At 32.0% G+C, this 19,197-nt stretch carries 15 protein-coding genes and 1 pseudogene; 1 reads left to right on the top strand and 15 read right to left on the bottom strand.

The window, feature by feature from the left end; translation table 11 throughout:
• Positions 1 to 124, top strand: a pseudogene (locus tag Q4Q35_RS22480) (IS982 family transposase); the annotation flags it as partial.
• A gap of 84 nt (positions 125 to 208) precedes the next feature.
• Here the strand turns inward: Q4Q35_RS22480 and Q4Q35_RS06495 are convergent.
• From Q4Q35_RS06495 to Q4Q35_RS06425, 15 genes are all read right to left on the bottom strand, one after another.
• Positions 209 to 646 carry a hypothetical protein gene (locus Q4Q35_RS06495; protein ID WP_303277141.1) on the bottom strand — a complete coding sequence of 146 codons (438 nt, stop codon included), beginning with the start codon at positions 644 to 646 and terminating at the stop codon, positions 209 to 211.
• A complete protein-coding gene (locus Q4Q35_RS06490; protein WP_303277140.1) occupies positions 636 to 1,853 on the bottom strand; it encodes an ABC transporter permease in 1,218 nt (405 codons plus the stop codon). Before Q4Q35_RS06490 ends, Q4Q35_RS06495 begins: the two co-directional genes overlap by 11 nt.
• Positions 1,850 to 2,479 (bottom strand): ATP-binding cassette domain-containing protein, encoded by a 630-nt coding sequence (locus Q4Q35_RS06485; RefSeq protein WP_303277139.1) that lies wholly within the window; start codon positions 2,477 to 2,479, stop codon positions 1,850 to 1,852. Before Q4Q35_RS06485 ends, Q4Q35_RS06490 begins: the two co-directional genes overlap by 4 nt.
• 25 nt (positions 2,480 to 2,504) lie before the next feature.
• Positions 2,505 to 3,704, bottom strand: coding sequence for a GTP-binding protein (locus Q4Q35_RS06480; RefSeq protein WP_303277138.1), 1,200 nt, complete (start codon positions 3,702 to 3,704; stop codon positions 2,505 to 2,507).
• 13 nt (positions 3,705 to 3,717) lie between these two features.
• Positions 3,718 to 4,197, bottom strand: coding sequence for a DUF4625 domain-containing protein (locus tag Q4Q35_RS06475; protein WP_303277137.1), 480 nt, complete (start codon positions 4,195 to 4,197; stop codon positions 3,718 to 3,720).
• Between the two features lie 117 nt (positions 4,198 to 4,314).
• On the bottom strand, positions 4,315 to 5,142 hold the full coding sequence (locus Q4Q35_RS06470; protein ID WP_303277136.1) for a hypothetical protein: 828 nt from the start codon (positions 5,140 to 5,142) through the stop codon (positions 4,315 to 4,317).
• A 36-nt stretch (positions 5,143 to 5,178) separates the two neighbouring features.
• The gene (locus Q4Q35_RS06465; protein WP_303277135.1) at positions 5,179 to 7,506 is read right to left on the bottom strand and encodes a TonB-dependent receptor; all 2,328 of its coding nucleotides are present in this window, start codon (positions 7,504 to 7,506) and stop codon (positions 5,179 to 5,181) included.
• Between the two features lie 459 nt (positions 7,507 to 7,965).
• Entirely contained in the window at positions 7,966 to 8,208 is a 243-nt protein-coding gene (locus tag Q4Q35_RS06460) for a hypothetical protein (protein WP_303277134.1), read from the bottom strand.
• Positions 8,209 to 8,538: 330 nt separating this feature from the next.
• Complete coding sequence (locus tag Q4Q35_RS06455; protein WP_303277133.1) at positions 8,539 to 9,375, bottom strand: sulfite exporter TauE/SafE family protein; 837 nt, start codon at positions 9,373 to 9,375, stop codon at positions 8,539 to 8,541.
• Positions 9,376 to 9,677: 302 nt separating this feature from the next.
• Positions 9,678 to 11,057, bottom strand: coding sequence for a sugar porter family MFS transporter (locus Q4Q35_RS06450; RefSeq protein WP_303277132.1), 1,380 nt, complete (start codon positions 11,055 to 11,057; stop codon positions 9,678 to 9,680).
• 5 nt (positions 11,058 to 11,062) lie between these two features.
• Positions 11,063 to 11,836 carry an endonuclease/exonuclease/phosphatase family protein gene (locus tag Q4Q35_RS06445; protein ID WP_367892732.1) on the bottom strand — a complete coding sequence of 258 codons (774 nt, stop codon included), beginning with the start codon at positions 11,834 to 11,836 and terminating at the stop codon, positions 11,063 to 11,065.
• Positions 11,837 to 11,914: 78 nt separating this feature from the next.
• Positions 11,915 to 13,951, bottom strand: a complete 2,037-nt coding sequence (locus Q4Q35_RS06440) for a glycoside hydrolase family 97 protein (RefSeq protein ID WP_303277130.1) — start codon at positions 13,949 to 13,951, stop codon at positions 11,915 to 11,917.
• Positions 13,952 to 14,008: 57 nt separating this feature from the next.
• The gene (locus Q4Q35_RS06435; RefSeq protein ID WP_303277142.1) at positions 14,009 to 15,673 is read right to left on the bottom strand and encodes a sulfatase family protein; all 1,665 of its coding nucleotides are present in this window, start codon (positions 15,671 to 15,673) and stop codon (positions 14,009 to 14,011) included.
• Positions 15,673 to 16,557 carry an alpha/beta hydrolase gene (locus Q4Q35_RS06430; RefSeq protein WP_303277129.1) on the bottom strand — a complete coding sequence of 295 codons (885 nt, stop codon included), beginning with the start codon at positions 16,555 to 16,557 and terminating at the stop codon, positions 15,673 to 15,675. The genes Q4Q35_RS06435 and Q4Q35_RS06430 overlap by 1 nt, the downstream gene beginning before the upstream one ends.
• A complete protein-coding gene (locus Q4Q35_RS06425; RefSeq protein WP_303277128.1) occupies positions 16,558 to 19,182 on the bottom strand; it encodes a glycoside hydrolase family 2 TIM barrel-domain containing protein in 2,625 nt (874 codons plus the stop codon).
• Positions 19,183 to 19,197: the final 15 nt, after the last annotated feature.

The raw sequence follows: 19,197 nt of genomic DNA, 5'->3' as shown, positions 1-19,197 counted from the left end.
TTCTGTTAAAGGTTTTTTGGTCAACCTTATTTCGGGACTGACTGCTTATTGTTTCTTTCCTAAAAAGCCTTCTTTAAATATAACTCCAATTGAAACTAACCAACTTTGTTTATGGGCGGCTTAAACAAGATTCACGTTAATTAGTCTTTTTATATTTTCAATTTCAAGATATATTAAGACCTTTTTTTAGTACTACTACGAATAAACTTTATTTAACCAATAATGCTTCACATTCTTTTAGGATATAATTAAAATGCTCTACATCATCCGCATTAAGTTCCAATATCCCTGTAACCGTTATTATAGCATCTGTTTTAAAGGTTTTCTTAGACGTAAATTGTAATTCCATAGCGGTTTCTGGGCCACCAATTCCACAGAAAAAACAAGACGACATAGGGCCTTTAGATAGTATTAGTAATTTTCCTTGAGGGTCTATATTTAAGAAATAGCCTGTAATAGTCACCCGTTTTCCTTCCAATGACTTTACAGAATCTGAAAATTTTGGATACAAAAAATGTTCTCCATAAGAAGGAAAAAATTTTTCTATAAATTCCACTTTTGCTAAATCTTCCCAAGTTATATTCTTCTGACTAAAACTGACGTAGGAAGATAGAAGCATTAGCGTAATTATAATTTTATTTTTCATTGCTTAACGTAGTTGATATATTCATTTTCATGATGGGGTATATGGCCAATAAAATAGAAAAAGCAATCATTACCACTACTAATAACCCTATTTGTAAAAATTCTTGTAATGGTAGTTTTTGGAGTATGTTTTGCTGATATTCAGTTTCCATTATTCTAAGCATAAAGTATAGTCCTACTTTCGATACTAATAACCCTAAAAGAAATGCAAACAACCCAATTATTAATCCTTCATAAGCAATCATTCGTGTCAATTGAAAATTACTAGCTCCATAGGTTCGCAAAAGTGCCAAATCAAAAGCGCGTTCTTTTACCATTTTATAAAGGCTAACAAAAATAGTGATGCAAGAAATAATAAGTATCATATATGCTATCCAAGAAATTGTTTTAAGACCAACACCTGTATATCGGTATAATTTTTCCAACTCATATTTTGGTAATGCAGCTTGCATATTAGTGTCTTTATTAATTTTTCTCGGAAGTGTTAAAAGGGCAGAAGGGCTTCTAAAAGAAACTAATAAAGAAGTTATTTCTTTTTCCTTCTCGTGGTTTTCATGATGTTCCAAATGATTTTCGTCTTTTTCATGTTCTTCTTCTTGATGAACATGCCATATACTCTCTAAACTGGTAACAATCAAACGATCTATTATTTTATTGGTAGGCTGGTATATGCCAACTATAGTTAAATGTTCGGAATGTATGTCTATATCATTTTCTAATAACCCATGAGAGCTTAGAAAAGTGTCTCCTATTTTGAGTTGTAATTGTTCTGCTACAGTAGAACCTAGTATTACTTCCATCGATTTCTTTATAGCACTTCCTTTTTCTAATTTTGCATTGTAAAGCGTTGCAAAATTGGCTGTCGTGCCCACAATTTTATAGCCTTTATAATTATCTCCATACGAAATAGGGACAGCAGTTTTTATAAAAGGACTCTTACCTATTTTTTTTGCATCTTCATATAAAATATTTCCTGTTGGGTTGTCCATATGCAGTACGGAAGCCAAAACGAGCTGTAAAGGACTTCCTTTAGCACCAATAACCAAATCTATCTCTCCCAGGTTATTTTGCATTTGATATTTAAAAGAAGTTTCTAATTGCCTAATTCCTAAAAGAAGAGTTATACTTAGAGCTAATATGAAAATACTTAAAAAAGTATATAAGGGTTTAGACTTTATATTTTTTAAGCTAATACTCCAAATATTCATAATGTAATTGAATTTGAAAATAATGGCTTAATTCTGTGGTCATGGGTAATAACAATTAGATTGGCATTGGTAAGCTTAGCTTGTTTTATTAGCAGCTCTATGACAACCTTACAGTTCGCATCGTCTAAACTAGAGGTAGGTTCATCGGCTAAAATAACTTGCGGGTTGTGTACCACAGCCATAGCAATACTTAAACGCTGTGATTGCCCTTCACTAAGGGTATTTATTGTACTAGTTTTACAGTCACTTACATCTAATTGCTCCAATAAAAAATCTATAATAGTATTGCTAATAGGTTTTCTACTAAGAAAAAGACGAGCATGTAAATTCTCTACAACGTTCAAAGATTGAATAGCATGTTTTTTTTGGAATACAAGTCCAATATTTTGCCCTCTAAATTTATCTAATTCTGAATAAGAGATAGAATGAATATCAACGCCTCCAACAACTACTTTTCCACTAATAGGTGTTAAAAGACCTGCTAAAAGATGTAAGAGGGTTGTTTTTCCTATTCCAGATTTACCTAAGATGAGTAAATTCTCTCTCTCTTTTAAATCTATATTTGGAAAACTAAAAAGATGTTTCTCTTTTTTATAATGAAATGTGAGGTTGTTTGTTTGTATCATTTAAAAAAATATTGAGCTTTATTTTTTATCTAGCAATAGGCCATTGATCTTTTTGATGAAATAATTGATTTTTCCACAATAATATCTCATCATTAGTAAGCAAACAGTTGTTTAATTGGAGCATCATTTTTTCTTTTTCTAAACTTTGCCCAATAAACACTAACTCTATTTTTCTATCTCCAAATACGGGATCCCAATCACTTTCTATTTGGTTTTTATTATCATTAAACACAGCATAATTTAGTCTCTCATTATAAGGCATGGAAGCCCACCAAACTCCAGCAGAATCAGCCTTGCAAGAGCCTCCAGCAGAACTCCACACTAAAGCCTGACCAGATCTTGATGCTAACCAGAATAATCCTTTACTACGTATAATGTTTTGAGGAAAATCAGTATTAAGATAAGTTAAGAAACGTTCTGGATGAAAAGGTTTTTTACTTCTAAAGACAATAGAACTTATACCATATTCTTCCGTTTCAGGAGTATGCTCGTTTTGGAGTTCTTGTATCCAACCAGCAGAAGCTTCAGCTTTGTCGTAATCAAATAAACCTGTGTTTATCACTTTTTTTAATTCAACCTTTGATTGGTTAGCAGGAAGAATAAGAGCTTCAGGGTTTAATTTCTTAATAATCATATTAAGTTCTTTAAGTTGATGCTCCGTTACAAGATCTATTTTATTGAGAATGATCACATTTGCAAATTCAATTTGATCTGTTAATAAATTTACAATGGTTCTATTGTCTCCTTCAATATTGGTCAGTTCTCTAGTAGCAAGGTAATCAGAACTAGAAAAATCTTTTAAAAAATTAAAAGCATCTACAACCGTAACCATAGTATCTATAAAACTAAATCTGCTTAAGTCTATTTTACCATCTTCACTTTCAAACGTAAAAGTTTGGGCTACTGGAATAGGTTCGCTAATTCCTGTGCTTTCTATCAATAAGTAATCAAACTTATTTTGAATGGCTAATTTTTCTACCTCTAGCATAAGATCTTCACGCAACGTACAACAAATACATCCGTTAGACATTTCCACTAACTTTTCTTCGGTTCTAGAAAGTGTATTTTCATTCTCAATAAACTGGGCATCAATATTAACTTCACTCATGTCGTTAACAATTACAGCCACTTTCAAGCCTTGTTTATTGTGTAAAATATGATTTAACAATGTGGTTTTTCCAGCACCAAGGAAACCACTTAATACGGTTACGGGTAATTTTTTCATTGTATTTATGATTTTACTCAATAATTTTTATATCTATTGATGTTCTAGCTTGCCAACCAGTTTGATCTGTTACAGAATAGGCACAGTGATAATCTCCAGCATCTATATCACTAGGTATCGTTATAGGGGTATTAATTTCATAGCTCGTCAAATTATCCTCTATAGAATAATTTTCTATAAAAATTAATGGGTTTATTGCTTGTTTGATATCTTCTAAATCACATTCGGTTACTTGGTCATCATGGGTATGATGGTCAAAGTTGTTGTGTATATCTATACTATAAGAAGCTAATGCCTTATTATCGGTAACTTTAGCTCTAAAATTATACGTTTCTCCTTTTACAAGTAGCACACAGCCTTGAGGAAACCCTTCGTTGTAATTAACACTAATAGTAGGTTTTTCTTCGTCTTTATCTACATTATCGTCACTTGAACATGAAGCTATTAGCAGTATAGATAAAATAAAGAAATAATATTTTGGTGTAAATCTCATTTTCTAAAGTTTAAACCGCAAAGCATTAATTGCTTTGCGGTATGATTTATTATTTTGTTTATATGTTTATGCCTTATACGCTTGCATATTATCTTCAATACATAAAATCTAATATGCTTATTCCACAATACTAAATGGAATAGATAGTTTTACAGCCTCGTTTTCTCCCGATTCTTTTACATATATATTTAGCCAATAATTTCCAAGAGGGGAATCAGGATTAATTTCTAAAGGAAAATTAATATTTGGGATACTTTGATTTTCGTAGAGATTTGTTGGCAATATTATTATTGTATTATCCCATTCACCGATTGCTACATCTTGTCCTTCTCTCCATTCTTCGAACCATAGTTCGTATTTTACTTCGCTAACAGTATTGCTCCCTGCATCATATTTAAATTTAACATCTAGTGCATCACTTCCTATTTTTACTTCATTGTTAGTGCCTATTTCCATTTCTGAAAACTTTTTAACGATTTCAAATTGCTTTGTAATAATACTTTCCGAATTATCTTCTTCAACCACCGTGATTTTTAAACTATAAGTTCCTTCTGCTGGTCTTACTTCTGGGAAAATTTCATTTTCTGGATCAAAATATATATGATAATGTATATGTGGATTCAATTGCCCTGCATAATAATCTTCGTTAACCAAATGACTAGATACTATCCACTTTGCCTCCCCATCATTAGGGTCACTTACATTTATTGGATTAATATCATAATAGATTTTTGTAACCTTGTTTTCGCCGGTATAGTCAAATTCAGTATGTAAGTCTACATTGTACTGCGGTACTTCGAAGGAAGTATTTCCTATTTCAATATTTTCAAACCTTTCTGGGTTCTTATCTGCGTTAGGGTCGATAGTATCGTCATCACTACTACAAGAGTTCAAAAAGAGTCCTAGAAAAGCGATAATAGCTAAAAATTTAAAATTTGTTTTCATAATGTTTGTTTTCATGTGTTTAATTATTAATGTTTACTATTTATTAAAGGGTATTGTTAAAGAGATTGATAAATTTCTTCCAGCTTCAGGAACATCTATTAGTCTGTAAAAACTGGTATGGTCGAAATATTTGGTGTTGAATACATTGTTTAGTTTCACACGCATTTCAACGGGCAGATTATTTTTAAATAAATCCATTTCTGTTAAAAGAGATATATTTAATACTTGATAACCTTCCGTTTTTTCTTCTGGAGGTACAATTTCATTTTGTGCTGCCGTAATTCTATAGTCAGCAATAAATTGCGGTTTATCAAAAAAGAGCATTTTTTTAAATTGATAATTGGCAGAAAATAGTCCTGATAATGGCGGTGAAAAAGGCAATGTAAAATCCTTTTTAGCGCCACTGGTTTGTCTGGAAAACACATATTCTGCAGACGCATCTAGTTGTAGGTTTTTGAATAGGGTAGTACTTGCTCTTATTTCTCCTCCAAACCTAAAAACCTTAGCTTGTGTATATTCATAAATTTGTAAGGTTTCATAGTAATTTGAAGTTGGATTTAAATAAATATAGTTTTTAAAAAAATTAACAAAAGGACTTATTCCAACCGAGACTTGTTTTGTTGTATGGTCTATACCAATATCCAATTGATACGATTCTTCAGGATCTAGGTTCAGATTTCCTTTTTCATAACGGTACATATGATAATTGACTCCATCTGAAGCCAATTCATTGGCTAAAGGCATTCTAAAACTTTTACCAATATTTAGTTTATAGGTCGTTTTTTTTCGAATGTAACTAAGCCCAGTGGAAGCACTGATATTTCCAAAATTTAAAGTTTTATTTTGAGCTCTTTGCAAATGCACATACGATGTAGATCCATCACTATTATTTATAGTGGATGGAAACCAATCGTAATACGATTCGGTATCTACTAATCCGTAGTCATAACGTATCCCTACCAAAAAATGTAAATCAGAACTAATCTCAAATTGATCGTAAGCAAATGCTCCAATAGTAAAACGGTTATATTCTGGAATCAAAAATCCCCATCCACCGATATTATTATCTTGAAATTCTACATTTATACCTGTAACAAAGTCATGCTGCGTATTAGGTTTAAATTTATCTTTTACGTTTAGCGAATAGGTATTCTTATTAAATTCCCGCTCTTTACTATTTGATGGTTTTGGCATATAGCCATGAGGAACAGGTTCTGAATGTTCTTCTCTATGATTATTTTGAAAGCCCAAATCAAAATGCAAAGTATGCTTACCTGTAGTTACTGAAGTATTGTTGGTGATTTTAAAATGATTTACTCTATGAAAAGGAAGGTCGATATCTCTATTAGAACTATCGTAATCGATGTTGGAGGTTCTGACTTCTAAGCCGTGAGCATTAGCAAAAAAACCGTTTTTAGCATTTACATTACTAAAAAAAGTTTCCGATGTTATATGATCTGAAACATAACCAATACTAAAGCTAGCATTGGCTTCTTTTCCTGCGGTATTCCTTAAATTGTTATTATGTAATTCAAAAATGTAATTCTCGTAATTAATTCTTTCCGTAGGTACTTTATAATCCCCATAATCTCTATAAGTAAGACGTCCTCGATAAAACCATTTTTCCTTTCTTGTCTCAATAGCCGCAGAAACACCTAATAGATCATTATTGGTTTCTCCTAGAACATTTACTTCTCCATTGAGAGCGTTATGGAACGGTATTTTATTAGGCTGAATATCTACGACACCTGCAATGGCATCCGAACCATAAACCAAAGATGCAGGACCCTTTATGATTTGTATATTTTCAATACCATATTGGTCTATTTCCAGCCCATGGTCATTACCCCATTGCTGAGCTTCGTGTTTTATACCATTTTGCACAACAGAGACTCTATTAAATCCCAAGCCTCTAATAACTGGTTTAGATTGCCCCGAACCAATATTGATTGTACTTACCCCAGGGATTTTACTTAGGGTCTGCATTAGACTATTTTCTCTATTCTTATTAAGAAACTCTTTAGAAACTGTATGTGAAACTATGGGTGTTTCCTTTACTACTCTTCGCTCTGATTTGCCAAGTACTTCAATTTCTTCAAGAGTTGTGGAAGATTCATTTAAGTAAACCAATAAAGTTTCCATTTTTTGTTTCTTGATGACTGTAACTGTTTTGGACACATAACCTATATGGGATATAATAAAGGAGCAAGAATCTTTAACCACATTGTTTATGGTGAATGCACCTGTCACCGATGAAATTGAAAATATACCTTTACCAATAATATTGGCACCTTCTATAGGTTGTAAGGTTCTGGCATTCATCACAGATCCTTTTATTTGAAAAGAATCTTGTGAAAATGCCATAGAGCATAGGCTAAAAAATAACCATATACTCAGTGTTTTATGAAACATAATGAGATACTGTAAAATGTGAACATTTGTCCCCAAAAAAAGGACCACGGTAGAATCTATGTGATTGAAAATATAAACCCCTTCTATATTGACTTTAGGCTAACGGGTGGCTATCAATTTGGCTAATGAACAGAATTAAAGAGTTGTATCAATTCTTTTGAGTGTTCTTAGATGTCAAATGAATAACTTAATAATATAAATATTAAGAAACTGTTTTAAATTTTATCCTTTAGTTTATTTTGTCGTCCTAAGCCCTCATTCTGCAGTAAAATTTCTTTAAATAGCGATGCTATTCGCATTTATTTTGCCTTGACTGAGAACGTAATCCACCCAAACTAATTCCAAAAACAAAACTTAAACAGTTTCTAAGTTAATTGCTAATCGAAATCTTAAAAAAATATAATAGGGAGGTTATAATAAAAAAGGAGGGGGCCTGGAAAATAATTCATTTTTAGCAATAGTACTTACGGCAATAAAACGGTAGTTTTTAGAGGCCTTTCGCTGAACAATAAATTCAATATTTTCAATGGTGAAATTCTGTAAATCAGTATTTAATATTAGGGGTAAATTACACGTAGTGGCATAATCACAAATAACACAATCTAAATCATGATCGCTATCGTCTGTATGGACTAGAACATGAAGTCCTGCCATTTTCATTGTAAGGAAAAGAGCAAGAAAAAAAAGGGTTATGCTATTTTTAATATGACTTATTTTCATTTAGTATATAAAACTCCAAAAAGAGGTACTCAATATTTATGATATTCATTTTCTATTTAAAAATGGGCTATATCTCCTAATTATCTCTTTCAGCTGATCTAAAAATCACTACTGCAACTTGATTGCATTAATTGTGTTTTGCAAATATATCATTATTTCACATTATTGCAACTCAATTGCATTAATTTATTTTGCAAATAAAACGCACTAAAGAATAGAGATCTTATATAATGTATCCATTATTATAAGTATTTAATTTAGAATTTAAGAAAGTAAGCTAACAACTGTTTTAAGACATATTAAGACCATGACAGAACCAAATAGATACCTCAAAATAGAAGGCGCGGTTTTTTGGGCAACTTTTACGCCAAATGGTGCAGCAATAAAGACCCCAAACAAAACAGGAGTAATCAAACTTATGGAAATATACCCTAACTGATTTGGTAATAAGCTTTTAATATTGTTGGTAGCCCCAATATTTAAATAACTAATACTTATCGATATAGCTAAAAACATAACAACACCTATAGAAATAGAACTTGCTTTTTTAATTGATATTTTACAAAATTCAGTTAAGGCAGGAATTAATACTATACCACCTCCAAAACCAGATAGGGCAGTGGTAAGACCTGTTAAAGTACCCAATCCAAAACTAAAGGCCTTTTTTATGGTTACTTTATTTGTCTCAACTTTGTTGATGACTTTTTCTTTGAAAAATAAAAACCTAGTAGCAATTAGTACTACCAAAAATAAAAAGATGAGGTCAAAATAAATTTTGTCATACCATGATGAGATTTTAATGATTTCTGACATTATAAACCCAGAGACCATTGCAGGAAAAGCAATTAATAGAACTTCTTTGTAATAAAAATTATTGATTTTATACTGTTTATAACTTACAAAAAGGCCATTAAAAAAGGTAATAAAAAGTGAATGAGCGATAATAAATTTAACGATTTCAGATTCTGGAATACCATAATGGGACAATATTAAATCTAGAGCAGGGATTAGGATTACATTACCTCCAGTTCCCATAAGTCCTGAGTAAAAACCATTTGCAATTCCTATTAGAAATAATAATATAATAAAGCTTATAGCCATATAGTAATAACTGTTTATGCGAATCTAACCTAAACTCGATTTAATAGTAAGTGTATTTGATTGAAATTGAGTTTATTATATTCAAATGTCAGGTTGAGCCTTTCGGCTCCGCTCAAGACAGGCTAAAGTCGAAACCTATTTAAACTTGTAAATTTTAATGACCTTTCGACTTTAGTTAATACTGAGCGGAGTCGAAGTACTCAAGGTGACAAGTAACAATATTATTGGGTTTAACCTAAAAATGAGCTTATTGTTAAATCGAGTTTAGATTAATCTAAATAACAATAAGTAAAGGATAACTTTTACTTTTTTTTCCAAAAACCTTCAATTTCTTCAAGAGATTTTCCTTTAGTTTCAGGAATATATTTGTAGGTTATAAACATAATAATGACGATAAATACCATAAATATAAAATAAGGTAAAGATCCATTCCAAGTGTCACTATTATTTACCTCGCTATCCATTACTATCGGAAAAGATTGTGAAACGACATAGTTTGCCGCCCATTGTGCTGTTACTGCTACCGACATGGCTACACTACGTATTTTATTTGGAAACATTTCTGAAAGCAAAACCCATACAACAGGCCCCATTGAAAGCGCAAATGAACCTATAAAAATAAATACTCCTAATAATGATAGTATGCCTACCGATTCTTGTTGCAACGTTATTCCCAATAATAAAAAACCGATAATCATACCTAAAGAGCCAATATATATTAATGGTTTTCTTCCAAATTTATCTACTGTAAACATGGCAACAAAAGTGAATATAAGATTAATAAATGCTAACAGTATTTGTTGTGCTAAAACATCTTCCTTACCAAAACCCAGTGCTTTTTCAAAAATATCAGCACCATAATATAATACGGCATTTATCCCTGTAAATTGTTGTAATGCAGATAGTGTCGATCCTATAATAATGATTCCCAATATGACTTTTGAGAAATAATTTACTTTAATATTATTGCTTGCTTTAATGGATTTTTTTATTTCTGTTATTTCTTTATTTGCTTCCTCCGAACCATGTATTTTGGTTAAGATTTCTAGAGCATTGTCCTCTTCTCCTTTTAAAGCTAACCATCTCGGACTTTTGGGGACAAAGAATAACAGTAATAAAAATAAAAGACTAGGGATTAATTCTGACCAAAACATATGTTTCCATCCAAACGTTATATTTTGCAATTCAGATAGGCTATTCCCGATAAAATACGTTACCAAAAACACTAAAAAAAAGCCGACGACTATTGCCAATTGGTAATAGGTAACCAATTTACCTCTTATGTTGCTAGGTGCAATTTCAGCAATGTACATAGGCGCGTTCATAGAAGCAATCCCTATGCCTAAACCGCCAATAATTCTAAAAACAACAAGCATAGAAACCGTTTCTGGTAATATTGATGGCAACCCAGAACCATAAGCAGATATTGAAAATAGAATTGCTGAGAAAATCAAAGATTTTTTTCTACCTACCTTGATACTTAGGGGACCGGCTATAATGGCTCCAACCAAACAACCTAGCAAGGCACTACCTACCACCCAGCCTTTTAAGGTAGCGTCTAAATCAAAGTACTTGCTTAAATAAAATTGAGTTCCGTTAATAACACCCGTGTCATAACCAAATAATAATCCGCCTAATGCAGACACAGCAGTAATAAGTAATAAATAGGTCTTTTTATTCATAATTCTTATTTAATTTTAGTTAGTTGCACCTTTATATAAACAGGTAAATGATCTGAAGGGTATTTACAATTTTTAGGGTCGCTCAATACGGCATATTTTTTAACGTTAAAATCGCCTTTGCTCACAAAAATATAATCGATTCTTCGGGTTACCGGTTTATCAAAACGAAACCCATTAAAAGTGCCTTTTGGTCCAAAGGGGGATGTTTTAGAAACTGTTTTTGAATCGTTGAAGTAGAAGTAGAATGATTTGATGTTTTCAGTTTCTGGTTCAAGATTAAAATCCCCCATTAAGATTGCAGGTAAACCCGCATCGTTAAGTGATTTTATTTTTTTTAGAATAAGTTTTGGACTCTCTTTTTTTGCTACGTTTCCAACGTGGTCAAAATGTGTATTGAACACCCATAATTGTTGCTTTGTGTTTTTATTTTCGAAAAGGGCATAAGTACAAACACGGTTACAAACCGCATCCCACCCCATGGATACCTTGTCTGGTGTTTCAGATAGCCAAAATGTGCCGCTATCAATAACTTTAAATTGTTTTTTGTTATAAAAAATAGCAGAGTATTCACCTAGGTTCTTTCCATCGTCGCGACCAACACCTATATACGCAAAATCTACAAGTGTACTATCCAAATATTTCATTTGGTTAGGCAAAGCCTCCTGAACACCAAATATATCTGGTTCGTAAAAATTGATTTGATCTACAAGGTCACTTTTTCTATTAACCCAACTATTATCGCCTTCTTTTGGGTAGTCTAACTTAATATTGTAGGTCATTATATTGGTGGTTTTTTGTCCAAATACGAACCCGAAGCAGAAAAACAATATCAGTAAATAATTTAATTTTTGCATATGTTATTTTTTTAAATGTAGTGAAATAGCACATCCACCACCTTCTACTAAATTAAGGTTTAAAATGGTGTTTTTGTTTACTTCTTTTTCTTCAATAACAAAAGTTTCCGGGTTGTTTATATAATGAGAACCGGGAGCGTCTTTATAAAGTTTTGCAATATAGATGTCACCATCATTTAAAAAATCGAGTTTCACCTTTACAGAGCGTTTGTTTTCATCAGTAATAGCTCCTAAAAACCAATTTTCTGTACTTTTTTCTTGCCGAACCATTATAATGAATTCGCCAATTTCACCATCTAAAACTTTTGATTGCTTCCAATCTACTCCAACATCTTTTATAAACTGCATAGCAGGATGCCCGTTATAATGGGTCATTAAATCTGGTACCATTTGTACCGGACTATACAATACGACATATAATGCCAATTGATGCGCCAATGTAGTGTTTACTTGGTTTTCTGGTCTATAAGGTTTTAAGGATGTATTAAAAATACCCGGTGTGTAATCTATGGGGCCTCCTAACATTCTAGTAAAAGGCACTATGGTTAAATGTTCTGGCGGATTTCCACCGTCTTTAGACCACGCATTATATTCTTGACCTCGAACCCCTTCACGAGCAATAGCAACTGGATAAGTACGTCGTTTCCCTGTGGCTTTAATTGGTTCGTGTGCATTTATCGCCACTTGGTTTTTCAAACCTGTTTCTAACACTTTTTGATAATGGTTAACCATATATTGTCCATGATGGTATTCACCTTCTGGAATTACACTACCTACATAACCTGTTTTAACGGAATGAATACCCAACGATTTCATCAATGCAAAAGCGGTATCCATTTGCTTTTCATATAGCAGAATATCTGCCGAAGTCTCATGATGCATTATTAGTTCTACATCTTTTGATTTTCCGTAACGTATTATCTCTTCTAAATCGTAATCTGGATAAGGAGTTACAAAATCAAAATGCACTTTTTTAGTCTTCTTATTCCACCATTTTTCCCAGCCAATATTCCAACCTTCAACTAGTATGCCCTCAATATTATGTTCTGAAGAAAAATCGATTAACTTCTTGGCATATTTGGTGTTTGCTGCATGATTTTTACCAGAGTAATCCCAACTTCCAGTGCCAATATGCATATCCCACCAAATACCAGAATACTTTTTAGGTTTAAAATATGGCATATTATCAATTATGCTTGGATCATTCAAATTAAGAATGAGTTTAGATTCTATTAAATCTCCTGCTTTTTCTGCTATTTGAATGGTACGCCACGGTGTTTCAAAAGGCGTTTGCTGTTTTACTTTGATGTTTTCACGATTACCCACCAATTCACTTGTCATTTTTAAATTAATAGTATCGACAGTTAAAGTCATACCTGCGTAATCGGTTAAATCTGCTTCATGAAAACTAAGATATATACCCGAATCCGTTTTCATGGTAACGGGTGTGTTAACGGCATTTTCGGGAACATACGTCTGACCTAAATGAGTCCCCGGTTGATAATGCTTTAAAGCATCTATTTCGGAAAATAGGGTGGTTTGATATAAATACTCATAAATATCCCAATCTCCGGGAATCCACCATACCTTATGGTCTTCTGTTAAATTAAATTCGGTGTTTTCATCAGTAATTATAATGTCATTTAAATTTTCTTGCTTTGGAAATTCATATCGAAACCCAACACCATCATCATAAACTTTAAACACAATGTTAAGTTTTCTTTGTAACTCGGAAGTCTCTTGTAATTGAATTTTTAATGCATTATAATGATTTTTAACCTGAGCATCTTCTCCCCAAATCATATTCCATGTTTTATCAATTGAAGACATCTCTGTGTCTGTGATTTCGAAATTGAGCTTTAAATGTGGAGCGTCTTTTAGCTGAAAACCCATTTTAGATGTGTCAATTATCTTTTCGTTTTTATAATTAACTATATAATGGGGTTCTCCTTTTTCAGATAGAAAAAATTGAACTTCTATATTTTTATCCGGAGAGGATAAAACTGTTTTAGTATGCGCTTTTTTTAATGTACATGCCATTAAAAAAAGTATTATAAAAACATATATTAGTGTGATATACTTCCTCATAAAATGCTTCTAATGTTCATAAGCTTTTATAGGTTTGCCTCTTAATCTTTCAAAACTTTTATAAGCTCGTTTTATTTTTTCTTTATCGGCCTGTTCAAATTCTTTATCGGTAACTTCGTATTCTTCTTGTAATTGCTTTAACCGCTCACGAAGTTTTGCTTCGATCTCATCATAGCTTTCATCATTAATTAAATTATTAATCTCACTAGGGTCTTTCTTTAAATCGTATAATTCCCATTCATCAATATCATCAAATGCATGAATTAATTTATATCTTTTTGTACGAACACCATTCATTTTTTTTACCATATGAAATGCTGGGAAATCGTAATAATGATAATAGATGGCATCCCGAAAATCATCATCTGTTATTTGATTAGTTATAAGTGGCTTTAGGGATTTTCCTTGCATATCTTCTGGAATTTGTACTCCAGCAAAATCTAAAAAAGTTTCAGCAAAATCTAAATTTTGGGTTAATGCAGTAACTTCTGTTCCTGCTTTAATTTCTTTCGGATATTTCATTAGCATTGGCATTGAAAGGGACTCTTCATACATATAACGCTTATCGAACCAACCTTTTTCGCCTAAATAAAATCCTTGATCTGTGGTGTAAACCACAATAGTATTTTCTTCTAAATTGTTTTCTTTTAAATAATCCAAAATTCTTCCAACGCCTTCATCAACTGCGGCTATGGTTGCCAAATAATCTTGTAAATAGCGTTGCAATTTCCATAAATCTAAATCTTTACCAGACAAATTTGCATCATGAAATGCATCATTTTTAGCTTGATAAGCCTTATTCCAAGTAGCACGCTGCTCGGGAGTCATACGTTCAAAATCTGTTTTCCATGGGTTATGTGCCAATTCTGGACTGCCTTTCTTTTTAGTCATTTTTAAATCATGTCCCTCGTACATATCTATATAGACGGTTTGCAGTTGTTCTTTTGAAGCTGTTGACCCTTGATGGTCGGTAAAATAGGTATCTGGAACAGGAAACTTTACATTATCGTATTTATTTGTATGCCTTAAAGCCGGCATCCAGTTTCTATGAGGTGCCTTGTGTTGAACCATTAGCATAAACGGTTGCTCATTATCTTTAATTTCATCTAAATAGCGAATGGCATCTTCGGTTACAATATCTGTAGCGTAACCCATAACCATGGTCGTATCTACTTTTTTAGTGTCTTGGTTTACTGTTATAAAATTCGGATTATAATAATTGCCTTGATCTTGTATCATGTTCCAATAATCAAATCCTTGCGGAAGGCCATGTAAATGCCACTTACCAAACATGGCGGTTTTATAGCCTGCTTTTTGTAATAATTTTGGAAATGTTTGTTGGTTGCCATCAAAGCGATCTCCGTTCATTCTAAAACCGTTAATATGACTGTGTTTGCCTGTTAAAATAACCGCTCTGCTTGGGCCACAAATAGAATTGGTACAAAAGTTATTTTTAAAAATGGTGCCTTCATCTGCTAACCTATCAACATTAGGTGTTGGTGCTAATTGACTAATAGGGTGTCCATAAGCACTAATGGCCTGGGCAGCATGGTCATCTGCCATAATAAAAACAATATTTGGTCTTTGTGTTTTATCAGTTTTAACTTCTTTTTTTTCTTCTTTACAGGATTGAAAAATTAAAGTAAAAAGTAAAATGTAACATATATTTTTCATCATTTTTTTTGAATAATGTGTTTCGTCTGGATAATTTCTTTATCGGTTATAGTCTTATTAAAAAAATCGAGAATCTCGTCTAATTTTGAGAACGGAATTTGGCACAATTCATGTCTGCCACCCACTACCTTATGTAAATAGTAAGGCGTATGTAACTCATGTAGTTTGTTTGCAATAATATCAGAACCTTCTAAAATCATGTACCCTAACTGGTCGGGTTTACAATAATGATGAGGTGCTTTACCAATAGGCACTAAGTTATCGTCGGTACCGTGAAACAATACAGTTGGTATAGCATTCTCTTCTGAAATGTAATTTGCATTTACCAAAGCCCCAGCTAAAGATATTATCCCTGCAAAATTTGCATTTTCGTATTTTGAAGCATCATCAACAAAAAAATGTTTTAGATATACTGCGTTCAAAACACCTTCTGCTCCGGCACTACTGCCTCCAGCGATAATGTGTGTTGGATCTATTTGAAGCTTGGTTTTATTTTGAACAATATATTTTGCTGCATCTAAATAGTCAATTGCTGCTTGTCTAAAAATATCTAGTTTGAAGGTCTTAGGACACTCACATCCTGAGCCTGTTTTTGAATCTTTTAATAATAATCTGTATGAAATAGAAATGCCAATGAATCCTTTTTGAGTTAAATATTTCATTAGTTTAACTTCATCAGGGTTATTTCTATTTCCTCCTGAAAAACCACCTCCATGCATCCACAAAACTACAGGTAAGCTGTCATTTGTTTTTATGTTTTTAGGGGTATAAACATCCAATTTTAAAGTGTCTGAACCTTTTATACTATAGACATAAGTTTTCATGTTTTGAGAAAACATAAAAGTATTCACTAAAAAAGCAACGATAAAAAGAGTATGTTTCATTTAGTTCATCTTTTCAATTAAAATACCGCTTATCACAGGTTTACCTTCAATAGGTTTTAGTGTTATAGTTAGTCCTTCATTGTCTTTAACTTTTACTAAAGTTTCTTTTTGAATACCATATTTTTCTGGAAACTGTTCTGCTAAATTAAAATGGCTTTGAATACAGGTTTTGTTTAAAAACACATCGAAAATGCGCTGAGGTTTATCGTTATTTGAAATTTGATTATCATTCTTCAAATTATAGATGTTTTCTGAAGGTTTTATTTTAGGTTCAACAAAAAACAATGTTACTTTATAATGTCCTTTTGGGATGTCTAATTTATAATTGGTACAACCTTCTAACATGGTTTGAAACAAAGGGTCGGAATTGGTATTTCTGATGTTATATGGAATACCTTGATGTTTATCTTTGTTTAACTGGTAACTTTCTCCATTAACATAACCAAACAATCCCTTTTTATAAGGTTGGTCTGGAACAAATGTAATTTGATGTGTTTTGTCTTTGAAATAGAAATGAGATCCTATATTAATTCCAAAGCGACTAAATGATTCAAAGTCTAAACTGTTAATTTTTAAAACATTAATTGTTTTTTCATCAGAAACCATGTCTGATATCAACTTGATTGTGTTTAAACCATTTTTAAATGGTATTTGCAGATTGGCTACACCATTTTTAAAAGAAACGGCTGTAAGTTTTTCATTATTTAAATATATTTCTGCTGTATTTTGATTAGCGTATAATTGAATGGGATACGTATTATTGCCGAATAATGTTAGCTTATCTAAATACGAAATAGCTATATGAGCAAATGGTTTTTCGTTATTGAGAACAGCTTTGTACCAATGATAAATTTCTTTTGGTTCTCTATTATATAGTAGTAATCCTTTTTGATTTACATGCGGAATGGCATCACCACGAAATTCTGAACCAAAATCGGTAAAATTCCAAGCGGTCATTCCTGTCATATAAGCTCTATCTGTTATTTGTTGATAATATGATTGATGCAATTTTGCTTGATATTCAACTGAAAAATCAAACTTCTTTGGTGTTTTGGTGAAAATTCTAATATCGGCTCCTGGACCATATTCCGATAACAATAAAGACCTTTTTGGGTGTTTTTTGTGTTGTTCATCTAAAAATATTCCTAAATCCGGAATGTCCTTATCATACCAACCAAAATATAAATTCCAACCAAAAAGCATGGGTAAATCAGCAATACCAGTTTCATTATATAATTCATTTAAATGCCCTGCCATTACCGTAATGTGATTGGGCGCTAATTTTCGTGTTAATTCTTCTAGTTGTGTTGCTAATTTATATGCCGATTTTTTCTGATTTTCTTTTTCAATTTCAGAAGATTTATTATCAAAAGCCAATCTTAAATATATCTCGTTCATGTAACCAAACATGACTACAGAAGGGTGGTTGTAGTACTGTTTTATATGCTCTTTTTGCATAGTATGGCAAACTTCAAAAAAATCTTTTGTATCTGTTACTTTATTTACAATGGGTATTTCTGTCCAAACTAAAATTCCAAGTTTATCACATAAATCATATAGCTCACGAGATTGTGGGTAATGGGCATTTCTTAAAACATTAGCTCTCATTTTTTTTATCAAGTGAATATCTTTTTTTTGCAGTTCAATAGGTACTGCATTGCCATAGTTTTCATAATCTTGATGGCGATTTACACCAATAAGTTTAATAGGTTTATCATTTAAAAAAAAGCCTTTGTCAGCATCGACGCTTACCCAACGGAATGCTATATTCTGATGTCTTTCATCTAAAACAGTTTCTTTTTCATCTAACAATTGAAGATGTAACTTGTATAAATATGGTGATGCTGGTGACCATAATTTGGGATTGTACAGTTCTGAAAATTTAATGTTTATTGCCTCAGAAGCTTTTGCACTGTTTTTTAAGTTTAATTTCTTATCAAATACAGGTTTATTTTCTGCATCAAGAATAGTAACTTTAATACGAGTATTTATAGGTTTATCTTCAAAATTGTTAACCAAAATTTTAATTTCAACACCAGCCTTTTCTTCTGAAACATGATAATAATCGACATAGAAACCATCTGACGCAAAATCTGATAAAGAAATGTGTTGTTTTGGTTTTGATATAAGTTGTACATCACGATAAATACCTCCATAAAAGGTAAAGTCGGCATCTAATGGCGGAATATTCTTGTTAGGGCTATTATCAACTTTTACTTCAATTAAGTTATATGAACCATAATTAACCCATTCCGAAATATTAAAATTAAAGGCGGTATAACCTCCTTTATGGTTTCCTACGTGATGTCCATTTACATACACATCAGTTTCTTGATTGGCTCCTTTAAAGTGTAAATAATGAATTAAGTCTTTTTGCTTTTTTGAAAAAAATAGTTGCTTTTTATACCAACCAATACCTCTGTGGTATCCTTTTTCATCATCAAAAGCATCATCTTTATTCCAAGTATGCGGAATATTGACAATTTTATGGTTTTCAGAAGTTTTTTCACCCAAAACAAATTGCCACCCAGAATTTATGGTAACCGTTTGGGCTTTTATTTCAATCGAAGAAAAACCCCATATCAAAACAAAAACAATAAATCCATATTTAAATATCTTGTTCATTTTAAAGCGTGAAAA

The sequence above is a fragment of the Flavivirga aquimarina genome, from assembly GCF_030540835.1.
In the GTDB taxonomy this organism is placed as follows: Bacteria; Bacteroidota; Bacteroidia; order Flavobacteriales; family Flavobacteriaceae; genus Flavivirga; species Flavivirga aquimarina.
The sequence above is the reverse complement of the archived record's forward strand: the minus strand, read 5'-3'. Positions and strand labels throughout refer to the sequence as shown.

What these genes read in the sequence shown, in the direction of transcription:
- Q4Q35_RS06430 (WP_303277129.1), bottom strand. Translation starts at nt 16,557, where the DNA reads ATGAAACATACTCTTTTTATCGTTGCTTTTTTAGTGAATACTTTTATG.
- Q4Q35_RS06440 (WP_303277130.1), bottom strand. Translation starts at nt 13,951, where the DNA reads ATGGCATGTACATTAAAAAAAGCGCATACTAAAACAGTTTTATCCTCT.
- Q4Q35_RS06465 (WP_303277135.1), bottom strand. Translation starts at nt 7,506, where the DNA reads ATGGCATTTTCACAAGATTCTTTTCAAATAAAAGGATCTGTGATGAAT.
- Q4Q35_RS06455 (WP_303277133.1), bottom strand. Translation starts at nt 9,375, where the DNA reads ATGGCTATAAGCTTTATTATATTATTATTTCTAATAGGAATTGCAAAT.
- Q4Q35_RS06495 (WP_303277141.1), bottom strand. Translation starts at nt 646, where the DNA reads ATGAAAAATAAAATTATAATTACGCTAATGCTTCTATCTTCCTACGTC.
- Q4Q35_RS06490 (WP_303277140.1), bottom strand. Translation starts at nt 1,853, where the DNA reads ATGAATATTTGGAGTATTAGCTTAAAAAATATAAAGTCTAAACCCTTA.
- Q4Q35_RS06470 (WP_303277136.1), bottom strand. Translation starts at nt 5,142, where the DNA reads ATGAAAACAAATTTTAAATTTTTAGCTATTATCGCTTTTCTAGGACTC.
- Q4Q35_RS06460 (WP_303277134.1), bottom strand. Translation starts at nt 8,208, where the DNA reads ATGGCAGGACTTCATGTTCTAGTCCATACAGACGATAGCGATCATGAT.
- Q4Q35_RS06425 (WP_303277128.1), bottom strand. Translation starts at nt 19,182, where the DNA reads ATGAACAAGATATTTAAATATGGATTTATTGTTTTTGTTTTGATATGG.
- Q4Q35_RS06435 (WP_303277142.1), bottom strand. Translation starts at nt 15,673, where the DNA reads ATGAAAAATATATGTTACATTTTACTTTTTACTTTAATTTTTCAATCC.
- Q4Q35_RS06485 (WP_303277139.1), bottom strand. Translation starts at nt 2,479, where the DNA reads ATGATACAAACAAACAACCTCACATTTCATTATAAAAAAGAGAAACAT.
- Q4Q35_RS06475 (WP_303277137.1), bottom strand. Translation starts at nt 4,197, where the DNA reads ATGAGATTTACACCAAAATATTATTTCTTTATTTTATCTATACTGCTA.
- Q4Q35_RS06480 (WP_303277138.1), bottom strand. Translation starts at nt 3,704, where the DNA reads ATGAAAAAATTACCCGTAACCGTATTAAGTGGTTTCCTTGGTGCTGGA.
- Q4Q35_RS06450 (WP_303277132.1), bottom strand. Translation starts at nt 11,057, where the DNA reads ATGAATAAAAAGACCTATTTATTACTTATTACTGCTGTGTCTGCATTA.
- Q4Q35_RS06445 (WP_367892732.1), bottom strand. Translation starts at nt 11,836, where the DNA reads ATGACCTACAATATTAAGTTAGACTACCCAAAAGAAGGCGATAATAGT.